16 protein-coding genes and 1 pseudogene are annotated in these 14593 nt (G+C 67.5%); all 17 read left to right on the forward strand.

Features of this window, described 5'->3' with window-relative positions; translation table 11 throughout:
* Positions 1–62: 62 nt before the first annotated feature.
* Complete coding sequence (gene acpP, locus RAMLITH_RS24575) at positions 63–302, forward strand: acyl carrier protein (RefSeq protein WP_013902185.1); 240 nt, start codon at positions 63–65, stop codon at positions 300–302.
* 90 nt (positions 303–392) lie between these two features.
* Complete coding sequence (fabF, locus tag RAMLITH_RS24580; protein WP_168110088.1) at positions 393–1640, forward strand: beta-ketoacyl-ACP synthase II; 1248 nt, start codon at positions 393–395, stop codon at positions 1638–1640.
* A 46-nt stretch (positions 1641–1686) separates the two neighbouring features.
* A complete protein-coding gene (locus tag RAMLITH_RS24585; RefSeq protein WP_168110089.1) occupies positions 1687–2145 on the forward strand; it encodes a hypothetical protein in 459 nt (152 codons plus the stop codon).
* Positions 2142–2780, forward strand: a complete 639-nt coding sequence (gene rpoE / locus RAMLITH_RS24590; protein ID WP_168110090.1) for an RNA polymerase sigma factor RpoE — start codon at positions 2142–2144, stop codon at positions 2778–2780. The genes RAMLITH_RS24585 and rpoE overlap by 4 nt, the downstream gene beginning before the upstream one ends.
* A 19-nt stretch (positions 2781–2799) precedes the next feature.
* Positions 2800–3375 carry a sigma-E factor negative regulatory protein gene (locus RAMLITH_RS24595; protein ID WP_168110091.1) on the forward strand — a complete coding sequence of 192 codons (576 nt, stop codon included), beginning with the start codon at positions 2800–2802 and terminating at the stop codon, positions 3373–3375.
* A gap of 8 nt (positions 3376–3383) precedes the next feature.
* Positions 3384–4433, forward strand: a complete 1050-nt coding sequence (locus tag RAMLITH_RS24600; protein ID WP_238344383.1) for a MucB/RseB C-terminal domain-containing protein — start codon at positions 3384–3386, stop codon at positions 4431–4433.
* A 103-nt stretch (positions 4434–4536) separates the two neighbouring features.
* Positions 4537–6009 carry a DegQ family serine endoprotease gene (locus tag RAMLITH_RS24605; protein WP_168110092.1) on the forward strand — a complete coding sequence of 491 codons (1473 nt, stop codon included), beginning with the start codon at positions 4537–4539 and terminating at the stop codon, positions 6007–6009.
* Positions 6010–6534: 525 nt separating this feature from the next.
* On the forward strand, positions 6535–8346 hold the full coding sequence (gene lepA, locus RAMLITH_RS24610; RefSeq protein ID WP_168110093.1) for a translation elongation factor 4: 1812 nt from the start codon (positions 6535–6537) through the stop codon (positions 8344–8346).
* Positions 8347–9312: a signal peptidase I gene (gene lepB / locus RAMLITH_RS24615; protein WP_168110094.1), complete on the forward strand. Its 966-nt coding sequence runs from the start codon at positions 8347–8349 to the stop codon at positions 9310–9312. It begins immediately after the preceding gene.
* Positions 9313–9338: 26 nt separating this feature from the next.
* Positions 9339–9692, forward strand: coding sequence for a DUF4845 domain-containing protein (locus tag RAMLITH_RS24620; RefSeq protein ID WP_168110095.1), 354 nt, complete (start codon positions 9339–9341; stop codon positions 9690–9692).
* A gap of 11 nt (positions 9693–9703) precedes the next feature.
* Positions 9704–10387, forward strand: a complete 684-nt coding sequence (gene rnc, locus RAMLITH_RS24625) for a ribonuclease III (RefSeq protein ID WP_168110096.1) — start codon at positions 9704–9706, stop codon at positions 10385–10387.
* A complete protein-coding gene (gene era / locus RAMLITH_RS24630) occupies positions 10387–11292 on the forward strand; it encodes a GTPase Era (RefSeq protein ID WP_168110097.1) in 906 nt (301 codons plus the stop codon). The genes rnc and era overlap by 1 nt, the downstream gene beginning before the upstream one ends.
* Before the next feature lie 32 nt (positions 11293–11324).
* Complete coding sequence (gene recO / locus RAMLITH_RS24635) at positions 11325–12071, forward strand: DNA repair protein RecO (RefSeq protein WP_168110098.1); 747 nt, start codon at positions 11325–11327, stop codon at positions 12069–12071.
* The gene (locus RAMLITH_RS24640; RefSeq protein ID WP_168110099.1) at positions 12068–12826 is read left to right on the forward strand and encodes a pyridoxine 5'-phosphate synthase; all 759 of its coding nucleotides are present in this window, start codon (positions 12068–12070) and stop codon (positions 12824–12826) included. The genes recO and RAMLITH_RS24640 overlap by 4 nt, the downstream gene beginning before the upstream one ends.
* Positions 12823–13224, forward strand: a complete 402-nt coding sequence (gene acpS / locus RAMLITH_RS24645; RefSeq protein ID WP_168110100.1) for a holo-ACP synthase — start codon at positions 12823–12825, stop codon at positions 13222–13224. The genes RAMLITH_RS24640 and acpS overlap by 4 nt, the downstream gene beginning before the upstream one ends.
* Positions 13221–14279: a beta-N-acetylhexosaminidase gene (gene nagZ / locus RAMLITH_RS24650; protein WP_168110101.1), complete on the forward strand. Its 1059-nt coding sequence runs from the start codon at positions 13221–13223 to the stop codon at positions 14277–14279. Before acpS ends, nagZ begins: the two co-directional genes overlap by 4 nt.
* A 196-nt stretch (positions 14280–14475) precedes the next feature.
* Positions 14476–14593 (forward strand): annotated as a pseudogene (locus tag RAMLITH_RS26305) (IS30 family transposase); the annotation flags it as partial.

The following is a 14593-nucleotide window of genomic DNA, read 5'->3' on the forward strand; positions in this document are numbered from 1 at the left end:
CCGAACGGTCGTGGTGGGGCGCTAAAATCGCGGATTCATTCACAAACCCTCTGAGGGAACCCATGAGCGATATCGAAGCACGTGTCAAGAAAATCATCGCCGAGCAACTCGGCGTGGAAGAGTCGCAGGTCACCAACGAAAAGGCTTTCGTGGCCGACCTCGGTGCCGACTCGCTTGACACGGTGGAACTGGTGATGGCGCTCGAAGACGAGTTCGGCATCGAGATCCCCGACGAGGACGCGGAGAAGATCACCACGGTGCAGAACGCCATCGACTACGCCAACGCGCACCAGAAGGCCTGAGCGAATGCCCGCTGTCGAGAATCGCCTCCAGTCGCAGCACCCTCCCGCTCGGGGTGACGCGGCTTGCGCCGTCCACTCGGGAGCGCCGGCATGACGCGCCGCCGCGTGGTCGTCACGGGACTGGGCTGCGTGTCGCCGGTCGGCAATTCGGTCGGCGAGTCGTGGGCCACGCTCCTGGCGGGCACGAGCGGCATCGACCTGATCACGCAATTCGACGCCGCCAACTTCGGCTGCCGGTTCGCCGGCGAGGTCAAGGGCTTCAACATCGGCGACTACATGCCCGAGAAGGAAGCCCGCCACATGGACCGCTTCATCCATCTGGGACTCGCCGCGGCTTTCCAGGCCGTCAAGGACAGTGGCTTGCCCACCGGCGACGCGCTCGATCCGGAACTGGCGGCGCGCATCGGCTGCAACATCGGGTCGGGCATCGGCGGCCTGCCGATGATCGAGCAGACGCACGCCGAGCTGGCCTCGCGCGGTCCCCGCCGGATCTCGCCGTTCTTCGTGCCGGCCTCCATCATCAACATGATCTCGGGGCACGTGTCGATCAAGTTCGGCTACAAGGGTCCCAACATCGCGGTCGTCACCGCCTGCACGACCGGCCTGCACGCGATCGGCCTGTCGGGCCGCCTGATCGAAAGCGGCGACGCCGACGTCATGATTGCCGGCGGCGCGGAATCCTGCGTGTCGCCGCTGGGCATCGGCGGTTTCGCCGCGGCCCGCGCGCTTTCCACCCGCAACGACGACCCGAAGACCGCCTCCCGCCCCTGGGACAAGGACCGCGACGGCTTCGTGCTCGGCGAAGGCGCCGGCGTGCTGGTGCTCGAGGAATACGAGCATGCGAAGGCCCGCGGCGCGAAGATCTATGCCGAGCTGGCCGGATTTGCCATGAGCGCCGACGCCTACCACATGACCGCGCCGGACGTGGACGGGCCCCGCCGGGCCATGGTCGGCGCGCTGCGCAACGCGGGCATCAACGCCGACCAGGTCGATTACCTGAACGCCCATGGCACTTCCACGCCGCTCGGCGACCTCAACGAGAGCAACGCCATCAAGCTCGCGCTCGGCGAACACGCGCGCAAGGTGGTGGTCAATTCCACCAAGTCCATGACCGGCCACCTGCTGGGCGGGGCCGGCGGGATCGAGTCGGTGTTCACCGTGCTGGCCGTGCACGAGCAGAAGAGCCCGCCGACCATCAACATCTTCAACCAGGACCCCGAGTGCGACCTGGACTACTGCGCCAACACGGCGCGTGACATGAAGATCGAGGTGGCGATGAAGAACAACTTCGGCTTCGGCGGCACCAACGGCACGCTCGTCTTCAAGCGGGCCGGCTGAGGTGCGCTGCCCGCAACGCGCCCGCGACTGAAGAACCGGCGGCAGCATGCACGACGCCCCATCGGTGAGCTATCCGGTGGGGCGTTCTCGTTGGGCGGGCGCCTTCGCCGCAGCCTTGTGGCTGTGCGGGCTGGCCGGGGCGCTGCTCTGGGCCGCCCAGGCCGAGGTGGCTTTCTGGCGGCTGGCACTGGCCTGGGCGGCGGTGGCCGTTGCCGGGCTGGTCGCCCTGCTGGCCTGGTGGCGCGCGCCGCGCGGCGTGCTGGCCTGGGACGGGTCGGCCTGGACGTGGACGCCAGACGGCGGCCACGGCCTGCCTGGCGAAGTGCGGGTCGCCCTCGATGCCCAGCACCTGGTGCTCGTGCGCTTCCGGGCAGCCGGCGGCGGTGCCTGGTTCTGGCTGGAGCGCGGCGGCGGCGAACGGTGGGATGAGCTGCGGCGTGCGGTATATTCGCGCGCCGAACCCGCAGCGCTGCCGGATGCCGAGCCGCCGGCAGCGAAACCATGACAAGAACGACTCCCGCTCCTCCCCCCAGCCCGGCGGACACCGACCTGATGCTGGTGGAGCGCACCGTAGCCGGGGACCAGAAGGCCTACGAGCTGCTGGTGATCAAGTACCAGCGCCGCATCGAGCGGCTGATCGGGCGAATGGTGCGCGACTCGGACCTGGTCGAGGACATCGCGCAGGAGACCTTCATCCGGGCGTACCGGGCCCTCAGCCAGTTCCGCGGCGAGGCCCAGTTCTACACCTGGTTGTACCGGATCGCGGTCAATACCGCCAAGAAGGCCCTGGTGGACCTGAAGCGCGATCCGCTGGTTTCGGAGACCACCTTGCGCGGCGGCGGCGACGAGGAAGATGAAACTTCCTCGGTGGAGAACGAACTAACCAGCGCCGAAACCCCCGAAACCGTGCTGGCGGCCAAGGAAATCGCGGCCGCCGTCAACTCGGCCATGGAGGCGCTGCCGGACGAACTGCGGCAGGCGGTGACCTTGCGCGAGATCGACGGTCTGAGCTACGAAGAGATCGCGGAAGTGATGAATTGCCCCATCGGGACCGTGCGTTCGCGGATCTTCCGGGCGCGCGAGGCGATTTCGGCCAAGGTCAAGCCCATGCTGGAAAACCAGACGGGCAAGCGCTGGTGAGACGGCGCGAGGTGATGTGATGGAACAGATGCAGACGCAGGAACTCATTTCGGCGCTGGCCGACGGCCAGCTGCAGGGCGACGCCTTCGCGCGGGGTGTCGAGCTCGCGGCGTCCGATCCGGCGGCGCGCGAGGCCTGGCAGGCATACCACCTGATCGGCGACGTGCTGCGTTCGGGCGAACTGGCCGTGGCCAGTTCGCCGTCGGCGTTCCTGGAGCGGCTGCAGCGCCGCCTGCAGGACGAGCCGCCGCTGGTGCCGCGTGCGATGGCGGAAGTCGCCGCAGCGCCGCGGCGCGACGAGGCGGCCAACGACCGCAGCTTCCGCTGGAAGATGGTGGCGGGCCTCGCCTCGGTTGCGGCCGTCGGCGCCATGGCGTGGTCCCTGGTGGGCGGGTTGCCGGCCAGGCCGGCTTCGCCCGAAATTGCCAAGGCGCCTGCCGGCACCGTGCTGACCGCCGGCGAGCAGGGCGTGATGATCCGCAACCCGCAACTTGATGAACTGCTGGCGGCGCACCGCCAGCTCGGCGGCGCCTCGGCGTTGCAGATGTCGACGGGCTTCGTGCGCAACGCCACCTTCGAAGCGCCAGGCCGCTGACCCGCAGCATGCACCAGACGCAGACGCAGGCGCAGTCGCAGCATCGGGGCGTGGGCCGCCGCAGCATGGTGGCCCTCTGGGGGCTCGGCCTGATCGAGGCCGCGGTGGCGCAATCCGGCTCGCCCTTGCTGCAGCCGGTGGCCGCGGGCAAGGCCGAGGAGCGCGGCGTCGCCGAGTGGCTCGAGCGCATGCACGAGGCCTCCCGCCGCCGCAACTATGTCGGCACGCTGGTCGTCTCGTCCAACACCGGCGCGATGTCCAGCGCGCGCATCTGGCACGCGTGCGACGGCCGCCAGCAGCTGGAGCGGGTGGAGTCGCTGACCGGCACGCCGCGCTCCACCTTCCGGCGCAACGACGAAGTGGTCACCTTCCTGCCCGAAGCCAGGGTCGCGCGCACCGAGCGGCGCGAGTCGCTGGGCCTGTTTCCCGACCTGCTGAAGTCCAGCGAGAGCTCGATTCCCGAGTTCTACGCGGCCCGCCGCATTGGCAGCGACCGCGTCGCCGGCTTCACGGCCGACGTCGTCCACCTGATGCCGAAGGACCAGCTTCGCTACGGGTATCGCATCTGGAGCGAGAAGAAGAGCGGCCTCGTGGTGAAGCTGCAGACGCTCGACCTCGACCACGTCGTGCTCGAGCAGGCGGCGTTTTCCGAATTGCAGCTCGACGCACCGGTGCGTGCGGACAAGCTCAGCCAGATGATGGCCGCCACCGGTGGCTGGCGCGTCGAGAAGGCGGACGCCGCGAAGTGCAGCGCCGCCGCCGAAGGGTGGCAGCTGCGCGCCGCCGTACCCGGCTTCAAGGCGGTGAACTGCTACAGGCGTCCGGGCGCGGCTTCGGCCGAAGGCAACATCCAGTGGATCTTTTCGGATGGGCTCGCAGCGGTGTCGCTGTTCCTGGAGACCTACGACGCGAAGCGCCACCAGCAGGAAGGGCTGTTCGCGAGCGGTGCCACGCAGACGCTGACGCAGCGCGTGCAGGACTGGTGGCTCACCGCGGTCGGCGAGGCTCCGCCCCAAACGCTCAGGGTCTTCGCGCAGAATCTTGAGCGGATCAAATAAGTCCCCACATACGCGGGATGGCGCCGCTGCAGCGGCGCCCCCATCCGTGGCCGCATCGCGTGCCGGCGCCCAGCATTGCAGATTGCGTTTGAGAGAGGTCGATATGTTCCGGATCGAGTGGAAGAAGATTCGCGCCCATGCCGCCATCGCCGTCCTGGCGATCGCCGGCACGGTGGCGGTGATGCCGGCCAAGCCGGTCGTGGCGCAGGGGCGCGCCCTGCCGGACTTCACCGACCTGGTCGAGCAGGTCGGGCCGGCGGTGGTCAACATCCGCACGCTGGAGCGGGCGCGGCAAAGCGCCAGCCCCGGCGGCGCCGGCCCGATGGACGAGGAGATGCAGGAGTTCTTCCGGCGCTTCTTCGGGCAGCCGCTGCCGGGCACGCCGCGCTCGCCGCGACCGAACCGGCCGCCCTCCGACGAGGAAACGCCGCGCGGCGTCGGCTCGGGATTCATCCTGACCACCGACGGCTTCGTGATGACCAACGCGCACGTGGTCGAGGGCGCCGACGAGGTGATCGTCACGCTGCCGGACAAGCGCGAGTTCAAGGCCAGGATCATCGGCGCCGACAAGCGCACCGACGTCGCCGTGGTGAAGATCGACGCGACGGGCCTGCCGGCGGTGAAGGTCGGCGACATCAACCGGCTCAAGGTCGGCGAATGGGTGATGGCGATCGGCTCGCCCTTCGGCCTGGAGAACACCGTCACGGCCGGCATCGTGAGCGCGAAGCAGCGCGACACCGGCGACTACCTCCCGTTCATCCAGACCGACGTGGCGATCAACCCCGGCAATTCGGGCGGGCCGCTGATCAACATGCGCGGCGAGGTGGTTGGCATCAACAGCCAGATCTACTCGCGCTCGGGGGGCTTCATGGGCATTTCGTTCGCGATCCCCATCGACGAGGCGATCCGGGTGAGCGAACAGCTGCGGGTGTCGGGGCGCGTCTCGCGCGGCCGGATCGGTGTTCACATCGACCAGGTCACCAAGGACGTGGCGGAGTCGATCGGGCTGGGCAAGCCGCAGGGCGCCCTGGTGCGCAGCGTCGAGAGCGGCTCGCCGGCCGACAAGGCGGGCCTCGAGGCGGGGGACATCATCACTCGCTTCGACGGCAAGCTGATCGACCGGGCGACGGACCTGCCGCGGCTGGTCGGCAACACCAAGCCGGGCACGCGGACCAACATGACGGTGTTCCGCCGCGGCGCCACGCGCGACCTGACGATCACCGTGGCCGAGATCGAGCCCGAGAAGGCCGTCCGTCCCACGGCGGAGAGGAACAACGAGCGACCGAAAGGATCGCCGGCCGCGCAGTCGATCGGGCTCGTCGTGAGTGACCTGACCGATGCGCAGAAGCGCGAGCTGAAGGTCAAGGGCGGCGTGCGGGTCGAGTCCGTCACCGACGGCGCGCTGCGAGCCGGCATCCGCGAGGGGGACGTCATCACGGCGATCGGGAACACGGAGATCAACAGCGTCAAGGAGTTCGACGCCACGGTGGCGCGTGTCGACAAGAGCAAGCCGATCCCCGTGCTGCTGCGGCGCGGCGAGCTGGCCACTTACCTGTTGATCCGCCCGGCGCGGTGAAGGCGCCGCGCCGGCGGCGGCTGCAGTAGGAAGTCGCAGCAAGGCCCCACCTCGCAGTCGGGTTTGGGGTCTTGTTTGTGGCGCTGGAGCCAAGCGGAAAAATTTTTTGGGAGCTCGACCGTTTGGCCGGCACCGTGAGCGCCCACTCGCATAGGTGCCGGGCTAATGACCTTTTTGGATAGAATCCGGATGCCTCATCGGCGCTTGCAGGCATATGCGGGAGCTCCAACCCCACCATACGGGAAGCCCGCAGGTTGTCCCTTCCCGATCCACAGATCGCCCACAACCTGCCCCTGCACTTGTTTGGCCAAATTGTTGATAACTTGTGGAAAACATCTCTGTTGCTGGGTCGCAACTCCGGCTTCGGACCATGGCGTCGGCTGTACGCGCGGGGCTTTTTGCCTACAATGAAGCTCCAACTATCGCAGTTGCCATAGATTGTTGGTTCAGGGCGCGTCACTCCACGACGCGCCCTTTTTTCTTGCCTCGCGCCTTTTGAATTCAATCACTTAAGCGTTCCCGTTGATGAATCACATCAGAAATTTCTCGATCATCGCGCACATCGATCACGGCAAATCGACGCTTGCCGACCGCGTGATCCAGCGTTGCGGCGGGCTGTCCGATCGCGAGATGGAGGAGCAGGTGCTGGACTCGATGGAGCTCGAACGGGAGCGTGGGATAACCATCAAGGCGCAGACCGCGGCGTTGCGCTACCAGGCCCGCGACGGCGTCGTCTACAACCTCAATCTGATCGACACGCCGGGGCACGTGGACTTCTCGTACGAAGTCTCGCGCTCGCTCTCCGCGTGCGAGGGCGCGCTGCTCGTGGTCGATGCGAGCCAGGGCGTGGAGGCGCAGACGGTCGCCAACTGCTACACCGCGCTCGACCTCGGCGTGGAGGTGGTCCCGGTACTCAACAAGATGGACCTGCCGCAGGCCGATCCCGAGAATGCGAAATCGGAAATCGAGGACGTGATCGGCATCGACGCGTCCAATGCGATCCCATGTTCGGCCAAGACCGGCATGGGCATCGACGAGATCCTCGAAGCGATCGTCGCGCGCATCCCGGCGCCGCGCGGCAACCCGCAGGGCCCGCTGCGCGCCATGATCATCGACAGCTGGTTCGACAGCTACGTGGGCGTCGTGATGCTGGTGCGGGTGGTGGACGGCCGGCTGGCCAAGGGCGACCGGATCAAGCTGATGGCCACCGGCGCCACCTACGAGGCGACGCAGCTCGGCGTGTTCACACCCGGCAACGCCCCGCGCGAATCGCTGGAGGCCGGACAGGTCGGCTACATCATCGCCGGCATCCGCGAATTGCAGGCCGCCAAGGTGGGCGACACCGTGACGCTGGTCAAGGCCGGCACCGGCGGGGCCGCCTTCACGGCGACGCAGGCGCTGCCGGGCTTCAAGGAAATCCAGCCGCAGGTCTTCGCGGGCCTGTACCCCACCGAGGCGAACCAGTACGACTCGCTGCGCGACGCGCTGGAAAAGCTCAAGCTCAACGACGCCTCGCTGCATTACGAACCGGAGGTGAGCCAGGCGCTCGGCTTCGGCTTTCGCTGCGGCTTCCTCGGCCTGTTGCACATGGAGATCGTGCAGGAGCGGCTGGAGCGCGAGTTCGACCAGGACCTGATCACCACCGCGCCCAGCGTGGTCTACCAGGTGGTCAGGAACGACGGCGAGGTGCTGGTCGTCGAGAACCCGGCCAAGATGCCCGACCAGGGCGCGATCCGCGAAGTGCGCGAGCCGATCGTCACCGTGCACCTCTACATGCCGCAGGAGTACGTCGGGCCGGTGATGACGCTGGCCAACCAGAAGCGCGGCGTGCAGATCAACATGGCCTACCACGGCCGGCAGGTGATGCTGACGTACGAACTGCCGCTGGGCGAAATCGTGCTCGACTTCTTCGACAAGCTGAAGTCGGTCAGCCGCGGCTACGCGTCCATGGATTACGAGTTCAAGGAATACCGGGCGTCCGACGTGGTCAAGGTCGACATCCTGCTGAACGGCGAGAAGGTCGATGCGCTGTCCATCATCGTCCACCGCAGCCAGGCCCAGTACCGGGGACGGGCGGTCGTCTCGAAGATGCGCGAGATCATCAGCCGCCAGATGTTCGACGTCGCCATCCAGGCGGCCATCGGCGCCAACATCATCGCCCGCGAGACCATCAAGGCCCTGCGCAAGAACGTGCTGGCAAAATGTTACGGCGGCGACATCACCCGCAAGCGCAAGCTCCTCGAAAAACAGAAGGCAGGCAAAAAAAGAATGAAGCAGATCGGTTCCGTCGAAGTCCCGCAGGAAGCATTTCTCGCCATCCTCCAGGTGGAAGAGTAAATGCCCTTCATCACAGCGATCGTCCTCGCGTCATTCGCGGGCTACGGAACCGCGTGGTACCTGGGCTTCGTCGAAGGCAATTTCGCCCTGCTGCTGTTCCTGGCGACCGTGGTGACCGGCCTCTACTGGCTGGCCGAGCGGCTCTGGTTCCTGCCGCAGCGCCGCCTGGCCGCCGAACGGATGGAGGCCAGCTCGGCCCGGCGCCGGGCCGACCTGGCGGCCAAGGGGATCACGCAGGTGGACGGCGAGGTCGCCGAGGCGCGCCAGCGGCTGCTGATGCAGCCGTGGTGGCTGGACTGGACGGCCGGCCTGTTCCCGGTGATCCTGGCCGTGTTCGTGCTGCGCTCGTTCCTGTTCGAGCCGTTCAAGATTCCCTCGGGCTCGATGATCCCGACGCTGCTGGTGGGCGACCTGATCCTGGTGAACAAGTTCACCTACGGCGTGCGGCTGCCCGTCATCCACACCAAGCTCACCGAAGGCACGCCGCCCAGGCGCGGCGACGTGATGGTGTTCCGCTATCCGCCCAAGCCGAGCCTGGACTACATCAAGCGCGTGGTCGGCGTGCCCGGCGATGAGGTGGCGTATCTGGACAAGAAGCTGACCGTGAACGGCAAGCCGGTGCCCAAGACCCCGGCCGCAGACTTCCTCGAGGAGGACTCGATGCTGTACTTCAAGCAGTTCGAGGAGCGCCTCGACGACAAGGCGTATCGCATCCTCAACGACGACAACCGGCCCGCCTTCATTCCCGGCGTGGAGAGCTTTTCGTTCAAGGAAAATTGCCGCTACAGTGTCGAGGGGGTCGTGTGCAAGGTGCCGGAGGGGCACTATTTCATGATGGGCGACAACCGCGATAATTCGCTCGATTCGCGCTACTGGGGCTTCGTCCCGGACAAAAACATCGTCGGCAAGGCGTTCTTCATCTGGATGAACTTCGGCAATTTCGGGCGGATCGGGTCGTTCCAGTAGGCATCGGTTGACGCAAGGGGCAGCGCATGAAGTTGGGGCAGAAGAAGAAACAGGCCGGCATTTCGTTCATCGGCCTGCTGTTCGTGGTCGGCGTGCTGGCGAGCCTGGCCGTGCTGGGCGCGCAGGCCTTCCCGACGGTCGTCGAATACCAGGCGGTGCTCAAGGCCGTGCAGAAGGCGGCCGCGGGCAACACCGTGCCCGAGGTCCGGCAGATCTTCGACAAGGCCGCGGAAATCGACAACATCAGTTCGATCTCCGGCCGCGACCTGGACATCTCCAAGGAAGGCGACAAGGTGATCGTCAAGTTCGCCTACAACAAGGAGATCCACATGTTCGGCCCCGCGTACCTGCTGCTCAAGTACGCCGGACGGTCGCGGTAGCCGATTCGCGCGTGGATGGCCATCTCGCCCGCCTGCAGGAGCGCCTGCGGCACCGGTTTTCAGATCCGGCCCTGCTGGCGCGGGCGCTGACCCACCGCAGTTTTTCGGCCGAGCACAACGAGCGGCTGGAATTCCTGGGCGACTCGGTCCTCAACCTGGCCGTCTCCGCGCTGCTCTACGAACGGCTGGCGGCGCTGCCCGAAGGCGATCTGACCAAGGTCCGGGCCACGCTCGTCAAACAGGAGCCGCTGCACCAGATCGCCATCGGCCTCGGCCTGCCCGAGGCGCTGCGCCTGGGGGAGGGCGAAGTCCGAACCGGCGGCCGGCGCCGCCCGTCGATCCTGGCGGATGCGCTGGAAGCGCTGATCGGCGCGGTGTATCTTGATGCCGGCTATGCCGCTGCCGAAGCGCTGGTGCGCCGGCTCTTCGAGGACGTGGAGATCAATCCACGGATGGCGGCCAGCGCCAAGGATCCCAAGACCGAATTGCAGGAGTGGCTGCAGGGCCGCAAGATGAAACTCCCGATCTATCGAGTCGCCGCCACCCTGGGTGCGGCGCACAAGCAGACCTTCGACGTCGAGTGTGAAGTGCCGGAGTTCGGGGCCGTGGAGCGCGGCATCGGGGCTTCGCGCCGGGCCGCCGAACAGGCCGCGGCCGCCGCCATGCTGCTGGGCCTGAAGGCAAAGGGGCGGTGATGGAAGCCGCTCCCCAGCGCTGCGGCGTCATCGCGATCGTCGGCAAGCCCAACGTCGGCAAGTCGACGCTGCTCAATGCCCTGGTGGGGCAGAAGATCAGCATCACGTCACGCAAGGCGCAGACCACGCGCCACCGGATCACCGGCATCCGCACCATGGCCGCGACGCAGTTCATCTTCGTCGACACGCCGGGCTTCCAGACGCGGCATTCGACGGCGCTCAACCGCTCGCTCAACAAGACCGTGCTGGGGGCGGTCGGCGATGTCGACCTGGTGCTGTTCGTGGTGGAGGCCGGCAAGTTCACGGCGGCCGACGAGAAGGTGCTGGCACTGCTCAAGCCCGGCGTGCCGGCGCTGCTCGTCGCCAACAAGGTGGACGAGGTCCACCGCCGTGGCGACCTCGCCCCGTGGCTGCAGCAGATGCAGCAGCGCCACGCATTCGCCGAGTTCGTGCCGATGTCGGCGAAGAATGCGAAGGACGTCGAGCGCCTGTTCGGCATCTGCGAGAAGTACCTGCCCGAGCAGCCGTGGTGGTACGCCGAGGACGAGCTCACCGACCGCAGCGAAAAGTTCCTGGCGGGCGAGACGGTGCGCGAGAAGCTGTTCCGCTTCACCGGCGACGAACTGCCTTACACGTCCACCGTGGTGGTCGACAAGTTCGAGGAAGAACCCAGCCCGAAGCACGGCCGGTTCGTGAAGATCGCCGCGACGATCGTCGTCGAGCGCGACGGCCACAAGGCAATGGTGATCGGCGAGAAGGGCGAGCGGCTCAAGCGCATCAGCACCGAGGCGCGGCAGGAGCTGGAAAAGCTCATGGGGTGCAAGGTGTTCCTCGAGGTATGGGTGAAGGTGCGCTCCGGGTGGGCCGACGACGAGGCGCGGGTGCGGAGCTTTGGCTATGAATAGCCAAAGCAGGGGCTAGCCCCTGGCGCCTCGCCATGCGCCGCATCTCCGACGAACCCGGCTTCGTGCTCCACCGCTACGACTGGAGCGAGTCGAGCCTGATCGTCGAGGTATTCACGCGCGAGCACGGGCGGGTGGCGCTGGTCGCCAAGGGGGCCAAGCGGCCCAGTTCCAATTTCCGGCCGGTGCTGCTGCCGTTGCAGCCGCTGCATCTCGCCTTCGGCGGCGACGCCGAGATTCGCACCCTCAAGGGCGCCGAATGGGTGGGCGGCCAGGTGATGCCGACCGGTGATGCCCTCCTGGCCGGCTTCTACCTGAACGAGCTGCTGCTGCGCCTGCTGGCCCGCGACGATCCGCATCCGCAGCTCTTCGAAACCTATGCCGATACGGTCAGCGTGCTCGCCTCGGGCCAGGCCGAGGTGGTGGAGCCCGCGCTGCGCAGCTTCGAACTGCTCCTGCTGCGCGAGATCGGACTGCTGCCGGCGCTGCACCTGGAAACGGCCACCCAGGCGCCAGTGGAGACGGACGTCCGGTACAGCCTGTTGCCCGAAGCCGGCCTGGCGCGCACCGGTCCGATGGAGGCGCGGGCGAGCCTCGCCGGCGAGCAGTGGCGGGCGCTGCAGCGCGCGTTGGACGAACCGGCGCCGTTCGCTGCCGCATTGGGCGTTGCCGCCGCGGTCGCGGGCGAGCTCAAGCCGCAGCTGCGCGCGCTGCTGAACTACCATTGCGGAACCGGCACGCTGCGCACGCGGCAGCTGATGATCGACCTGCAAGGCCTATGACTTCCCATCCCGCGCGGACGGCGCTCTCCGTCAACCTCAACAAGGTGGCGCTGGTGCGCAACACGCGCCACCTCGGCATCCCGAGCGTGGTGCGGGCCGCGACGCTGTGCCTGCGTGCCGGCGCGCAAGGCATCACCGTGCACCCGCGCCCCGACGCGCGCCACATCCGCGCCGCCGACGTGCGCGAACTGCACGGCCTGCTGCGCCAGTCCTGGCCGGGCGCCGAGTTCAACATCGAGGGCAACCCGTTCCACAACCTGATGGACTTCGTGCGCGAGTTCCGGCCCGACCAGTGCACGTTCGTGCCCGATACCGAAGGCCAGTTCACCAGCGACCACGGCTGGGACCTCGCCGCCGACGGCGAGCGGGTGCGTCCGCTGATCGAGGAAGCCCGAGCGCTGGGCGTGCGCGTCAGCCTGTTCATGGACCCGGTGGCCGCGAACATGGCCGCGGCCAAGGCCGCCGGCGCCGACCGGGTGGAGCTGTACACCGAGCACTATGCGCACGTCTTCGGGACGGCGCAGCAGGCGCGGGTGCTCGCTTCCTATGCGCAGGCCGCGCGCGCCGCCCAGGCGGCAGGGCTCCAGGTCAACGCCGGCCACGACCTCAACCGCGACAACCTCGCGACCTTCCTGCGATCCGTGCCCGGCGTGCGCGAAGTCTCGATCGGCCACGCGCTCATTGCCGACGCACTGGAACTGGGCTACGAGGGGACGGTGAAGGCCTACCTCGACTGCATCGCGGCCGGCGCATGATCTTCGGCATCGGCACGGACGTCTGCGACGTGCGCCGGATAAGGGCGGCGGTCCAGCGCAACGGCGACCGTTTCGCCTTGCGCGTCCTCAGCGACGGCGAGCTGAAAGTGTGGCGCCAGCGCGGCGCGCGCTGGCCGGAGCGCGGGCTGCGGTATCTCGCCACCCGCTTCTCCGCCAAGGAGGCTTTCAGCAAGGCGGTGGGGCTGGGCATGCGGATGCCGATGGCCTGGCGGCTGTGCGAAATCGCGAACCTGCCCAGCGGCAAGCCGGTGATCGTGCTGCATGGCGATCTCAAGGAATGGTTCGAGGCGCAGGGCCTGCAGGCCCATGTGACCGTGACCGATGAAACCGACTACGCGGCGAGCTTCGTCGTGGTCGAACGGAAGATGACCGAATGACACAACACGCACCCCTGATCCTCGACGTGGCCGGACTGGCCCTCACGGACGACGACCGCCGGCGCCTGGCGCATCCGCTGGTCGGCGGAATGATCCTGTTCTCGCGCAACTGGCAGGACCGCGGGCAACTCGCCGCCCTCTGCGAAGAGGTCCACTCGGTGCGCCCGGACCTGCTGGTCTGCGTCGACCACGAAGGCGGGCACGTGCAGCGCTTTCGCACCGGTGGCTTCACGCACCTGCCGCCGATGCGCGCCTTCGGCGAGCTGTGGATGAAGGACGCCCTGGCGGCCACCAACGCCGCGACCGGGGCTGGTTACGTCCTCGGGGCCGAACTGCGCGCCTGCGGCGTCGACCTCAGCTTCACGCCGGTGCTCGACCTCGACTGGGGCGCCAGCGGCGTCATCGGCGATCGCGCGTTCCACTCGGATCCGCGGGTGGTCGCCATGCTGGCGAAGAGCCTGATGCATGGCCTGCTGCGCGCCGGCATGGGCAACTGCGGCAAGCATTTCCCCGGGCACGGCTTCGTCAAGGCCGATTCGCACACCGACGTTCCGGTGGACAAGCGCAGCCTGAAGGCGATGCTGGCCGACGACGCCGCGCCTTATGAGTGGCTCAGCACCACGCTGGCCAGCGTGATGCCGGCGCACGTGATCTATCCGAGGGTGGATTCGCGGCCGGCCGGTTTTTCCGGCCGCTGGCTGAATGGCGTGCTGCGCCAGCGGCTGGGCTTTGGCGGGGCGGTCTTCAGCGACGACCTCAGCATGGCCGGCGCGCGGGTGATCGACGGGCGCCAGGTGAGCTACACCGAGGCGGCGGTCGCCGCGCTCGACGCCGGCTGCGACATGGTGCTGCTGTGCAACGAGTCGGTGAAGAACCCGCAGGCGGTCGACGACCTGATCGACGGGCTGGCCGAAGCGCAGGTGAAGGGCGGCTGGCAGCCGCGCGAAGCGAGCGAGCAGCGTCGCCTGGCGCTGCTGCCGTCGGCGCCGGCGCTGGGCTGGGATGACCTGATGCGGCATCCCGACTACATCCACGCTTTGCGGCTGCTTCCCTGAAAGGCGGACATCCATACGCAGAAGCCGCAGAAACTACGCAGAAGCCGCAGAAGAATTCTCCGAAGAATTGCCAAAACGCGGACGTCCGCGAGTTCTGAACTTCCTCGTTCTTCTCTGCGGCTTCTGCGAAACTTTTGCGGGGCGGTTTCAACTGGTCAATGCAACATCACCTCAACATGATGTTCGGGAGACCAGTATGGCAAGAGCGAGAAGGCGTCTGACGATCCAGGAAAGTCGCGAGCTGTGGCGCAGGTGGAAGCAGGGCCAGACGCTGGCCCAGATCGGTGCGGCGTTGGGAGGCAGGGCCAAGAGCT

The organism is Ramlibacter lithotrophicus (assembly GCF_012184415.1).
GTDB classification, from domain to species: Bacteria; Pseudomonadota; Gammaproteobacteria; order Burkholderiales; family Burkholderiaceae_C; genus Ramlibacter; species Ramlibacter lithotrophicus.